11 protein-coding genes and 2 pseudogenes are annotated in these 11,971 nt (G+C 40.6%); 5 read left to right on the forward strand and 8 right to left on the reverse strand.

What is annotated here, in order from left to right; all coding sequences use genetic code 11:
* From F8S12_RS41400 to acs, 6 genes and pseudogenes are all read right to left on the reverse strand, one after another.
* A pseudogene (locus F8S12_RS41400) lies at positions 1–224 on the reverse strand (IS4 family transposase); the annotation flags it as partial.
* Positions 225–267: 43 nt separating this feature from the next.
* Entirely contained in the window at positions 268–1,062 is a 795-nt protein-coding gene (locus F8S12_RS38180) for a nucleoside triphosphate pyrophosphohydrolase family protein (RefSeq protein WP_230968564.1), read from the reverse strand.
* Between the two features lie 99 nt (positions 1,063–1,161).
* Positions 1,162–1,659: a DUF1643 domain-containing protein gene (locus F8S12_RS38185; RefSeq protein WP_196521532.1), complete on the reverse strand. Its 498-nt coding sequence runs from the start codon at positions 1,657–1,659 to the stop codon at positions 1,162–1,164.
* A 45-nt stretch (positions 1,660–1,704) separates the two neighbouring features.
* Positions 1,705–2,973, reverse strand: a complete 1,269-nt coding sequence (locus F8S12_RS38190) for a nucleotide kinase domain-containing protein (protein ID WP_196521533.1) — start codon at positions 2,971–2,973, stop codon at positions 1,705–1,707.
* Between the two features lie 82 nt (positions 2,974–3,055).
* The gene (locus tag F8S12_RS38195; RefSeq protein ID WP_196521534.1) at positions 3,056–3,742 is read right to left on the reverse strand and encodes a tetratricopeptide repeat protein; all 687 of its coding nucleotides are present in this window, start codon (positions 3,740–3,742) and stop codon (positions 3,056–3,058) included.
* A gap of 116 nt (positions 3,743–3,858) precedes the next feature.
* Positions 3,859–5,832 carry an acetate--CoA ligase gene (gene acs / locus F8S12_RS38200; RefSeq protein WP_196521535.1) on the reverse strand — a complete coding sequence of 658 codons (1,974 nt, stop codon included), beginning with the start codon at positions 5,830–5,832 and terminating at the stop codon, positions 3,859–3,861.
* A gap of 173 nt (positions 5,833–6,005) precedes the next feature.
* Between acs and F8S12_RS38205 the strand changes: the two genes are divergently transcribed.
* From F8S12_RS38205 to F8S12_RS38225, 5 genes are all read left to right on the forward strand, one after another.
* The gene (locus F8S12_RS38205; RefSeq protein WP_196521536.1) at positions 6,006–6,650 is read left to right on the forward strand and encodes a restriction endonuclease subunit R; all 645 of its coding nucleotides are present in this window, start codon (positions 6,006–6,008) and stop codon (positions 6,648–6,650) included.
* 29 nt (positions 6,651–6,679) lie between these two features.
* Positions 6,680–7,366 (forward strand): Uma2 family endonuclease, encoded by a 687-nt coding sequence (locus tag F8S12_RS38210; RefSeq protein ID WP_196521537.1) that lies wholly within the window; start codon positions 6,680–6,682, stop codon positions 7,364–7,366.
* 125 nt (positions 7,367–7,491) lie between these two features.
* The gene (locus F8S12_RS38215; protein ID WP_196521538.1) at positions 7,492–8,265 is read left to right on the forward strand and encodes a Uma2 family endonuclease; all 774 of its coding nucleotides are present in this window, start codon (positions 7,492–7,494) and stop codon (positions 8,263–8,265) included.
* A gap of 21 nt (positions 8,266–8,286) precedes the next feature.
* Entirely contained in the window at positions 8,287–8,976 is a 690-nt protein-coding gene (locus tag F8S12_RS38220; RefSeq protein ID WP_196521539.1) for a hypothetical protein, read from the forward strand.
* Positions 8,977–9,045: 69 nt separating this feature from the next.
* Complete coding sequence (locus F8S12_RS38225; RefSeq protein ID WP_196521540.1) at positions 9,046–9,495, forward strand: hypothetical protein; 450 nt, start codon at positions 9,046–9,048, stop codon at positions 9,493–9,495.
* A gap of 590 nt (positions 9,496–10,085) precedes the next feature.
* Here the strand turns inward: F8S12_RS38225 and psbC are convergent.
* Positions 10,086–11,477 (reverse strand): photosystem II reaction center protein CP43, encoded by a 1,392-nt coding sequence (gene psbC, locus F8S12_RS38230; protein WP_196521541.1) that lies wholly within the window; start codon positions 11,475–11,477, stop codon positions 10,086–10,088.
* Positions 11,461–11,971 (reverse strand): annotated as a pseudogene (locus tag F8S12_RS38235) (photosystem II D2 protein (photosystem q(a) protein)); the annotation flags it as partial. The pseudogene F8S12_RS38235 and the gene psbC, both read right to left, overlap by 17 nt.

Here is an 11,971-nt window from a genome sequence, read left to right on the forward strand (position 1 = left end):
ATGGGCAACCAAATTTCTTCAATATTTATGTAATTTAAAGACAAAAATCTTTGAATCCTTTTTCTTCTACTTTCAAAAAGTATGGGGATAGGTAAAGCAGTAGCGAGTGTTTCAATGCTAACAGTTTTAATAGATTGTAATAAATTTATCAGGATTTTTAGTAATAAATATTCTGCACGTCCCAATTCTCGCTTGAGGTTTGTTTCGTAGAATTCAGGTAATATTATCATTAAATAGAGCTTGTTGCGAATGAATGCTCTTTTTGTTTTACCACAAATTGCTACACTCTTTGTAATATAAGCATTCTAGACCATTTTGTCCCCCTGCAAGCTTCAATAGTTGATAATCTAATGTTGAAACACCTTCTAAGAAACCGTAATCCTTGACATAGCTAAATACGAGTGCTGATATACCTTCCTCAATAGCTACTGCACGGCCGCCGTCTTCAACTTCGTCAATACTAGAATTACTTTTGCGCTTACATTTAAGAATACTACGAGTGACCACCGACCAACCTAAAACTGCGGCGTAGGAAAAATGGAAAACATCATGAAAGCGGTAGCCATCGCTTGTATAGGAATTATCGGTGAGGTCATTTCCAATTTGTTGTTTGTTGATAAATGCCTTCATTTTGATTGAGTTATCTTTACTTACCTCCGTAATTTCTACTTCAAACTGTCGTGGTAAACTTTCATTTTCGGGAAAGTCATTGTCGAATATGTGGATTGTAGCTTTATCATCTATCTGTGCTGAATCTCTCCATCCCCAACGGTCACGGCACTTTCTCAGATTATCTTCCGCAATTTCTTCCAAATTAAGGTTAAACTTGCTTGCCAAGTTGGAAATATACCAAAGCATATCTCCTAATTCTTCTGCGATGCCTTCTTTAAATAGTTTGTGTGCATCACCGTCTCGTAAATGTTTTTTATACTCAGTCATCAATGAGCCAACTTCACCAACTAAGCCTAGTAGCGGTATGATTAGTTCAGTACCTTCGACAGCAGGAATTTGGTCTGTCTTCAGTGCTTGTGTTTGATACTCAGAAAAATTCATAATAGACATATCCAATTTTAAAATTGTTGATTATAGTGATTCCCTGAAGGATGAAATATAAATCTGACGATGAATAAAAAGTATCGCCATTAGAAAATCAAACTATATTTATAGAGAATTCCTAAGAAAAATAATTGGTTGTGTACTAACTGAAAGACCTAACGGATGGTGTGGGTATCCATACTTTGTTAGAACTAGGCAGTAAAGAGGTTGTTTATCAGAAATTAGACTTAACACTTCTTTTTCACGGTTCTGAATTCTAGGATATTTCCCCGCACCCCATGCCAAAATAATTAAGTCAGCGCGTTTTGTTGCTACTTGAATATAGCAGTTGTTTTTTGGCCCCACAGGGTCATCTACTTGGCAAAGTTCACGGGGGTTTGTAGCACAATAAGCAAATAGATTAACTACTTCAAGAGAACCATATTTCCAAGACTTAGCAAAGTTAATACATCTAATGAGGGTGTGATCATTTTTCTTATCATCGGCGGTACTTGGGTTAAGCATCACAAAAGTAACTTGGGGTAAACTTATATCCCATTTACGCCGCAGTAAGTAGCGATACTTTCTAGTGCTGTCAAACTTAGCATATCCTTTTATGTCCATGTATTTTACTCTGAATTACTGTGGATTTATAAAGAGCCGCTTATCTTAAAAAAGACACAACTGTTCATGTTTTTCCATTTCTGGATTTTGTAAAATTTTTGATTTTTTTCTCTGAGTCTCTTGTTCAGATTTTTTATATTGTTTTGATACATTATTCGCAACTTCAGATGTTGTTTTTACCTGAGAATCTAATTCCAAAGACAATTGCTGATAATTACGAGCATTGATTTCTTGCAAATTAGGAATATCTAATTGTGGCAATCTCTGTGCTAAAGTTTGTTTAACTTTATCGTTAATACCCCATTTGGGTGGATAAAAATAATCAATTGGTTGAGGCGTTAATGTAAATTTAGACTTGATCTTTTTGCGATTACTTTTCAAATCTGGAAATGCTGCTCGGCAGTATTTATCAGTTTCACAAAAAAGATTTTGACAGTCTATAGCCTGTAGAGGATGACCCCAGAGTGATTGAAAATTTAATCCTAAACGCTGAAACTCTTTCTCTTGGTTTTCAGTCATCCAATGAATGATATCAGTATATGTTTTACCATCTGTATTAAGGAAACACTTGCTGATACCACGTTCGGCCCCTGGACCTGCTATAGTAAAACTGTTTTCGTCAAAGTTGATAATTTCGCTATAGTTGATATCTGTCGCTAATTGGTAAGCCATAAACTTACCTAACAATGGATATTCTTGAATTATCTGAAAAACGTCTTCAAAATTTTTGGCTTTTACTATGCTATTAACTACCCTATCTTGAACAACCATTTTATCAATTAATGCCAAATGATTTTGGTGTTTTTTATCATAACCAAACTCTTTACTGGCACAAGACATATACGCACTGGTGTAAATGACATATCCAAGATTCATAGCTTCTTCTAATATATTTGAATATGTATTTGATTCAAAATTAGATAGTGTAATGTAGTCTCCTATTTTGTTTTCTAAGTATTCCCATGTTTCTATTTTATTAAAAATTTTAAATAATAAAATCCTTAAAATTACTTCCTCTTCATTCTTGCTCCTATTCTCATCATAAATTACGTTTTTGATCAGATATTGTGAAACGCGATCGCTTGCTCGATATGCATTACAAAATTTATAAGTATTAATAATTGGATCACTCGTCCAAGGTCGTGGTACGTTGTTAATTTTGTTGAAAAATACTTCCTGGCGCATAGTAGCAAATCGCCAATAGGCATCAAAAATTTCTTGTCGTACTTGCATACATTGTTCTCCTGGTTTGTCGTCATCAGTTTCAAAGCTGTTTTTTATCCATGAGCCAAGATTATGCGACAACTGCCGCATAATCATCGTACCCGATCGCAGTTTTTAGAAAGCATCCTAAAAGCAAATATTGTTAAGTTTTATCCACTAAATAATGTGATTCTCATGAAACACTAGGATCATCAGCAGTTTTGATCTCTCGCAAGATTCGTTCCACTTGGTTAACTTTTTCATTTCTATTCTGTTTTTTAAAGATATCTAAAGCTTTTTCTAAAGAAGATAGCGCTTCATCTCGTTTATTTGTTTGCCACATTGCTAGTGCAAAATTAGTCAGTGCTTCGCCATAATTAGGATTAATTTCTAGAGCTTTTTTATATTCACTAATGGCTTCATCCCAGCGACTTTGACTTGCGTAAACCATACCGATCGCATTATGAGCTAGAGCATATTTTGATTGCAGGCGAATGGCTTCCCGGTAGGCGCTAATTGCTTCTTCTGATTTCTTTTGCCGAAAAAGCACGTTTCCTAGTTGAAAGTGTCCAAAGGCATCTTTTGGGAATTGTTTAATTAATTTGCGTAAATTTTCCTCTGCACCTGTTAACTCTCCCTGATTAAATAAATCATTTGCTTGTTGCAAAAGCTGCGATCGCTCTGATGATCCTGACTCTGTGTCTGAAAGCTGTGCTAGTTTTTGTGGTTGTCTCTGTGCATACTGTTCTGGTGAATCCACAGAAACTTTTGCAGGAACCGCTAATACTGATGGTGATAGACCAATTGCAGTGATAATACTCAGCATCATGCAGCTAAAAGGTTGAATAAATGCTGATTTGGGTTTGCTCTTCAGTTTCATCGCTTTGAATGTCTCAATAGTGTTCTCATCTTTATGATAAATTGAGGGTGCGTTAGCGCGTAACGCACCATGATCAGGGAACAATATTGTTGCACCCCTGCAATATCTTGTTTTATTTACGCACCTTCCCGTAATTTATCCAATACGCTTCTATCTTCTAAGGTCGAAGTATCACCAGATATCTCTTGACCCGCAGCTAGATTCCGCAGCAACCGCCGCATAATTTTACCCGATCGCGTTTTGGGTAAAGCATCGGTAAAGCGGATTTCTCCCGGACGTGCGATCGCACCGATTTCTTTGACAACGTGCTGTTTGAGTTCTTTACTCAGTTCTTCACTTGCCTGATAAGTGCCTTCTAGAGTCACAAAAGCAACTACTTCTTCACCCTTAAGTTCATCTGGCTTACCCACTACCGCCGCTTCTGCCACTGCTGGATGAGAAACTAAGGCTGATTCTACTTCCATTGTACCAAGTCGGTGTCCTGATACATTCAGTACGTCATCCACACGACCCATTACCCAAAAGTAACCATCTTCGTCTTGTCTTGCACCATCACCAGCAAAGTAAGTATAGTTACCATCTTTGGGGGGGATATGTTCCCAGTAGGTGCGGCGGAAGCGTTCTGGATCGCCGTAGACTGTCCGCATCATTCCTGGCCAAGGATGCCGCACCGCTAGATAACCGCCTTCGTTATTAGGTACGGTGTTTCCTTCTAAATCGACAACATCTGCGATAATTCCAGGGAAGGGAAGAGTTGCGGAACCGGGTTTTGTCGGAATTGCTCCTGGTAGTGGTGTAATCATGATACCGCCAGTTTCCGTTTGCCACCAAGTATCAACAATTGGACAGCGATCGCCACCAATTACTTTCTGATACCACATCCAAGCTTCTGGGTTAATTGGTTCGCCGACGGTTCCCAACAAACGCAAAGAAGACAAGTTTCGCGCATTCGGATGTTGTTCACCCATCTTAATAAATGCCCGAATTGCCGTAGGTGCAGTATAAAAAATATTAACGCCGTATTTTTCAATTACATCCCAGAAACAGCCAGGATTAGAAGCACGGGGCGCACCTTCGTACATCAACGTTGTTGCACCGTTGGAAAGGGGACCGTAAACAACATAGCTGTGCCCAGTAATCCAACCTACATCGGCAGTACACCAATATACATCTGTGTCTTGCAGATCAAATATCCACTTGGTGGTTATGTGGGTATACAAATTATAACCAGCAGTTGTATGCACTACGCCCTTCGGCTTGCCCGTGCTGCCAGAAGTGTAGAGGACAAAGAGCATATCTTCGCTCTCCATTGGTTCGGCGGGACAATCGGCTGATACACCTTTTTGTAAATCATGCCACCAGTGATCGCGTCCCCCTAACTGCATATCAGTCTCCTGTCCGGTGCGCTTGACAACTAGGACATTTTCGACGCTGGGAACAGCACCATCAGCTAAGGCTTTATCTACCTGTTGTTTGAGAGGAACGATCGCCTCTTTGCGCCAACCACCATCAGCCGTGATTACCAGTTTAGCTGTGACATCAATTAAGCGATCGCGCAAAGCTTCGGCACTAAAACCCCCAAATACCACAGTGTGGGGCGCGCCAATTCTGGCACAAGCTAAGATAGCGATCGCAGCTTCAGGAATCATTGGCATATAAATCCCAACGCGATCGCCTTTTTGCACACCTAGTTGCTTCAACACATTGGCGAACTGGCAAACTTCCCGGTGCAGTTGAGCATAAGTGAGGGTACGCGAATCACCTGGTTCTCCTTCCCAAATCAATGCTGCTTTATTTTTGCGCCAAGTAGTGAGATGTCTGTCAAGGCAATTGTAAGAAATATTAATCTTACCGCCAACAAACCACTTTGCAAAAGGCGGTTGCCAATCTAGCACCGTATCCCATTTTTGGAACCATTCTAATTCAGTTCCAGCTAAATCTGCCCAGAATTGCTGCGGATTGGCTTTGGCTTGATCGTAGAGACGCTGATAGTCTTCCAAGCTTTTAATTTGGGCTTTCTGCGAGAATTCCGAGGCAGGATGGAAGAGGCGGTTCTCTTGTAAGATGGATTCTATGGTGGGTTGAGACATAATTAATTAAGACAATTTGTATTGTTACAAAAATAATACGGGAAGTATGAAAGCCACAATAAACTATATTCTTAACGAAGATTTGTGCGAAAGTTTCTAGAGTTTCGTTAAGATGCGTGAATATTAAAGATGTTGCAATATGTAAATAGTCTTCACAAACAACGCCTGAAACTATGACACTCACCGTCGAAGCTAGCAGTTTATCTCTCAACGATGTTCATCGCTTTCTGAAACTAGAAAAGCTTTCCAATGGTTCATTTACAGATTTCTTAAGGCTAGAACCACTCTCTGAGTTTGAACACCAGGATTTATTGCGAATCAGAGGCGACTTTGAGCGTTACTCAAGCGCAGGTAAAATTTCTGAAGGTTTAGTTAAGTTTTTAACGATCGCACCATTAATGCGGTTAGCAGGGTTTTACGATGTGCCGATTCGGTTGACAATGGAAGATAGTATTGCGATCGCCATCGAAGATGAAGACAGAAGAATTACCGGACGGATGGATATTTTAGCAATTAACAGTCCTCAAATTAATATTGCGCCGCCATTTTGGGTTGTAGTAATTGAAACGAAAAACAGTGCGGTCGAAGTAAGTGAAGGTTTACCTCAATTACTTACTTATGCTTTTAAAAGTTTAGAACAACAACCATCAGTTTGGGGTTTAGTAACTAACGGACTGCGTTATCAATTTGTTTATTTAAGACATGAAGAGCAGCCAACTTATGAGTTAATGTCATTATTAAGTCTGAATGAATCTCCAGGTGCAATAGAGTTATTACAAGTTTTAAAAGCTATCTGTAAGTTACCGAATTTTCAGTAAAATGAAAGTAAATTGCGGAGCGATCGCTGATGTCTGAACTTGCTACTATAGAATTTATCTCTAATGAGACAACAGATGACGAAGTTATTTTTCCTCCTGGCGATATATTTAGCGACGAACCACCCTTGGAAAGTGACCTGCACCGTGACCAAATCGATTTGCTGATTCGCATCCTTAAATTATGGTGGCGAGAGCGGCAAGATTTTTATGCTTCTGGTAACTTGACGATTTATTACAGTCCTAATCAGAATAAATCAGAACATTTCAGAGGCCCAGACTTTTTTGTAGTTTTGGGAACCGAGAAAAAAGACCGTAAGAGTTGGGTAGTTTGGCAAGAAGACGGCAAATATCCCAACGTGATTATAGAAATTTTGTCAAATTCAACGAAAGCAGTTGATAAAGGCTTAAAAAAACAAGTTTACCAAGATACTTTCCGCACACCTGATTATTTCTGGTTTCATCCTGTAACAATGGAGTTTCAGGGATTTCATTTAGTTGATGGTAAGTATGAAGAAATCCAACCCACTACCGAGGGACGTTTGTGGAGTCAGCAGTTAGAACTTTATCTAGGAGTTTATGAAGGTAAATTAAGATTCTTTACTACCGAAAATCAATTGTTACCATCATCTGAAGAACTGGTTGAACAAGCAGAGCAAGAAATTGCTCGACTGCGTAAGATTTTACTTGCACAGGGCATCGACCCTGAGAAGATTTGATCACATCAGGAAATTCACAAAGACATTTTTCAGTTAAAATTGAGGCGTTGGATAGTTGCGGAATGATTTGTCTCACGCCAAGAGTTGTTTTGAGCTAATGAAAGTAAATCGCGGGGCGATCGCTGATGTCTGAACTTGCTACTATAGAATTTGTCTCTGATGAGACAACAGATGACGAAGTTATTTTTCCTCCTGGCGATATATATAGTGACGAACCACCCTTGGAAAGTGACCTGCACCGTGACCAAATCGATTTGCTGATTCGCATCCTCAAATTATGGTGGCGAGAGCGGCAAGATTTTTATGCTTCTGGCAACTTAACGATTTATTACAGTCCTAATCAGAATAAATCAGAACATTTCCGAGGCCCAGACTTTTTTGTAGTTTTGGGAACCGAGAAAAAAGACCGTAAGAGTTGGGTAGTTTGGCAAGAAGACGGCAAATATCCCAACGTGATTATAGAAATTTTGTCAAATTCAACGAAAGCAGTTGATAAAGGTTTAAAAAAACAAGTTTATCAAGATACTTTTCGCACACCTGATTATTTTTGGTTTCATCCTGTGACAATGGAGTTTCAGGGATTTCATATACTTGATGGGAAGTATCAAGAAATTCAACCCACCACTGAGGGACGTTTGTGGAGTCAGCAGTTAGAACTTTATTTAGGTATTTACGAAGGTAAATTAAGATTCTTCACTACTGAAAATCAATTGTTACCATCATCTGAAGAACTGGTTGAACAAGAACGTTTACGTGCCCAACAAGCAGAAGAACGTGTACAACAGGCAGAAGAACGCGCACAACAGGCAGAGCAACAAATTGCTAGATTACGTGAGGTTTTAATAGCACAGGGTATCGACCCTGATGTTAATAACGATACTTTTAAAACATCCTCTTAGTACCTAAAAGTAGGGCATCGTTTGCAAGCAAAAGAGATTAAGGAGAAGCTAAAGTCCCTTATCGAGCAAGCCTCCTCGATAGATCCTAATTTAGCGAGAAGATTAGATGAAATCAATCGGTGGGTCAAGAATATTAAGCTAGGTTCCCTGACTGCTAAACCTTTTGTCCTTGCCTTTCTGCTAGAGGTAATTACGGATTCTACAATTTGGCTGATAATCAAATCCCTACCTTCAGAAGAAGAACAAAAAGCAAAGTTCGATCAAATGACGCCAATTGAGAGATATTGGTATGGTCATCTGTTTCCTAGATGGATCAATGCAAGTGACTCCAAGTTTTATATTTGGAAACAAAAATTAATGGCAGGTGAATTTAATCAGGTTGATGATGATATCATTAAATCTATAGCCCAAGATATTGTTAGTCGAGAAGGTAGTTTTTGGCAGCGTTATATTGCCGACCTATCGATGGCCACAGATTTAATTGTTAGTCGTAACAATCAACCACTCTGTATTCAAGTTACCAGTGTCAGTAAAGAACTTAATCACCAAAAGTACCAAGCTTGGCAAAATACACTGCGATCGTGGGAAATAGAGAGAGGACTGTTCCTAAGTTACAATCCCAAAGATGTTAATTTTGTCAACCAGTTAGTCAATGTGGCACTGCATAACAGTGATTATCTATCTGATGGCAAGTATTTAAAATTTTCGTGATCCTCTCAGCATTTTGATATTCCAGATTTGTGTTCTAGCCTACATACTTACCTGCTAATTACAGCTTTTATGGCTAACAAAAAAGAAACTCACAGCTGCAACAATCAAGTAGATACATTTGCTGAAGCTTTAGCAACAGCCCGACAAATGCAGCAAAACTGGCTAACTTACGGAGTTAATTTTGTAAATTTTTACGTTGAAGATGTGGATGGAGACTGGCTAGAAACGTGGGGACATGACGAAATAGTAGGTAATTCTCAATTAGATGCTATTAAGGAGTTTTTGGTAAGTAAGGATAGTGTAGCTGTCAAAGTAAGGCAGCACTTAGGAGAGCGATCGCTATTTGATTTCGCAGTAAACTTAGAAGAATCTTGGAGAATTTCCCAAACCGATGACAGGTTATCTGTTGTGAGAAACTTGTTAGCTAGTGAAGGAAATAGTATTGATACAGATGACGTTATGTTATTGGATTTAGCAAATATTCTGCTGGGAAAGTTGGCAGAGATTTTTGATTTGTAAATACTGGTGACCAATAACAAAAAAAGAAGTTTGAGCGGAAGCTTCCAACTTCAAAACTTTGGAGGCGGCCCTAACGTACCTCACCAGGTCGGGAACCGCTATATTTTCTTTAGCTTTTGTTGTCGTCCATCGCAAAGCATCAATAAAACTAGAGCCGCCATCAATACGGTTCAGTTAGAGCTAAAAACCTTAAATTTCGTAGGTTGGGTGGAGCGGAGCGCAACCCAACACATATCAGGATGTTGGGTTACGCAAAGCCTCCACCCAACCTACAATTTTTTTGCAACATTTTAGCCTTGTCACGCCACTACAATTATCCTTAACTGAACCGTATTGGAGTCGCCATAGTTCATAAGCTATTGCGTATTTAATTTGTATATGGGATGTGGGCAAGATGCCCGCACTACAGTAATTTTACGTTTTCGTCTTATACAATTTAGCTGCACATCAGCTTAGTTATTAATTACCTCAGTAAACTGCTCGGTTTAATTAACAAATTATTAATTTTCTTATCTTATAAAAAAAGCCCTTGCTTTTACACAAGAGCCTTTAAATTATTTAGTTATCAGTGATGAAACAAAGCTTACAACCTAATCTAGGTCGTCCATGAACATCACTGGCTCAGTATCACGGTTAATACCTTTCTCAAAACCACCAGCAGCAGCCCGTGCGCGACCAGCGTGCCACAAGTGACCAACTAAGAAGAAGAATCCTAGTACGAAGTGAGAAGTCGCCAACCAAGCGCGAGGAGATACGTAGTTGAAAGAGTTAATCTCGGTAGCCACACCACCCACAGAGTTCAAAGAACCCAGAGGAGCGTGAGTCATGTATTCAGCAGCGCGACGAGCTTGCCAAGGCTGAATATCGTTCTTGATTTTTTCTAGGTCAAGACCGTTGGGCCCACGCAGAGGTTCCAACCAAGGTCCACGGAAATCCCAGAAGCGCATTGTTTCACCACCGAAAATGATTTCACCAGTGGGAGAGCGCATCAGGTATTTACCCAAACCTGTGGGGCCTTGTGCAGAACCGACGTTAGCACCTAAGCGTTGGTCACGAATCAAGAAGGTCAAAGCCTGAGCTTGAGAAGCTTCGGGACCCGTAGGGCCAAAGAATTCGCTAGGATAAACGGTGTTATTGAACCAAACAAAGATTGAGGCAATAAAGCCCATCAGGGAGAGAGCGCCCAAGCTGTAGGAGAGGTAAGCTTCACCAGACCAGATGGATGCACGACGTGACCAAGCAAAAGGCTTGGTAAGGATGTGGAAAATACCGCCAGCAATGCAGATAAAGGCAACCCAGATGTGACCACCGACCACATCTTCCAAGTTATCGACGCTAACAATCCAGCCTTCGCCACCGAAGGGAGACTTGATGATATAACCGAAGATAACCGCCGGGTTCAGTGTTGGATTGGTAATAACACGAACATCGCCACCGCCTGGTGCCCAGGTGTCATACAACCCACCAAAGAACATTGCCTTTAGCACTAACAGCAGTGCACCGCATCCCAAAATAATCAGGTGGAACCCGATGATGTTGGTCATCTTGTTCTTATCTTTCCAGTCGTAACCAAAGAAAGAAGAGTATTCTTCTAAAGTTTCTGGGCCACGGACGGCATGATAAATACCACCAAAGCCAAGGACGGCTGAGGAAATTAGGTGGAGTACACCGACAACAAAGTAGGGGAAAGTGTCGATAACTTCACCACCAGCACCAACACCCCAACCCTGAGCGGCGAGGTGAGGCAACAGGATCAAGCCCTGTTCGTACATGGGCTTTTCAGGAACGAAGTGAGCGACTTCAAACAAGGTCATCGCTCCAGCCCAGAATACAATCAAACCAGCATGGGCAACGTGAGCACCCAGTAGTTTGCCAGATAAGTTGATTAAACGTGCGTTACCAGACCACCAGGCAAATCCAGTGGATTCTTGGTCGCGTCCAGTGCCGCCTAAGATATTTGGTCTATTAGAGAGCGTTACCACGAGGTAATACCTCCTCAGGGAATACAAATTGTTCGTGGGGTTGATCTTGAGGAGCCATCCAAGCGCGGATACCCTCATTCAGCAAAATGTTTTTGGTATAGAAAGTTTCAAACTCAGGGTCTTCCGCCGCCCGCAATTCTTGGGAGACGAAATCATAAGCCCGCAGGTTGAGTGCTAAACCGACGATGCCGACGGCGCTCATCCACAAGCCTGTGACTGGCACAAACAACATGAAAAAGTGCAGCCAACGCTTGTTGGAGAAGGCAATGCCGAAAATCTGTGACCAGAAACGGTTTGCCGTCACCATTGAGTAGGTTTCTTCGGATTGGGTGGGATTGAAGCCACGGAAGGTGTTAGCACCGTCACCGTCTTCAAACAAGGTATTTTCAACTGTGGCTCCGTGAATAGCGCACAATAGCGCACCACCTAATACACCAGCAACACCCATCATGTGGAAGGGGTTGAGTGTCCAGTTGTGGAACCCTTGCAGGAAT

This window comes from Nostoc sp. WHI, assembly GCF_015714725.1.
In the GTDB taxonomy this organism is placed as follows: domain Bacteria; phylum Cyanobacteriota; class Cyanobacteriia; order Cyanobacteriales; family Nostocaceae; genus Nostoc.